Annotated in this window: 1 protein-coding gene; it reads left to right on the top strand. The window is 53.3% G+C overall.

Going from position 1 to position 302, the window contains the following annotated elements; translation table 11 throughout:
• Positions 1 to 252: rubrerythrin family protein (locus tag GPK89_RS14755; protein WP_346344865.1), on the top strand; the 252-nt coding region annotated here is incomplete at its 5' end.
• Positions 253 to 302: the final 50 nt, after the last annotated feature.

The following is a 302-nucleotide window of genomic DNA, read 5'->3' as shown; positions in this document are numbered from 1 at the left end:
GCCGATGAGGAAGGTTTCCATGAGCTGGCGCAGCGTTTCCGCCTGGTCGCCGCCATTGAAAAGCACCACGAGGAGCGCTACCGTGCCCTGCTGCACAATGTGGAGATGGCGGAGGTCTTCGCCAAGAGCGAGGTCAAGGTGTGGGAGTGCCGCAACTGCGGTCACATTGTGATCGGTGAGAAAGCGCCGGAGGTCTGCCCTGCCTGCAACCATCCCCAGAGCTATTTTGAAATTCACGCAGAAAACTATTAAAGTAAAGAAAAGGAGAATTATCATGGATCAGAAGTTTTACATTTGCAAGC

The sequence above is a fragment of the Gemmiger formicilis genome (genome assembly GCF_018784445.1).
Lineage (GTDB): Bacteria > Bacillota > Clostridia > Oscillospirales > Ruminococcaceae > Gemmiger.
This window is presented reverse-complemented; position numbering and strand designations above follow the sequence as displayed.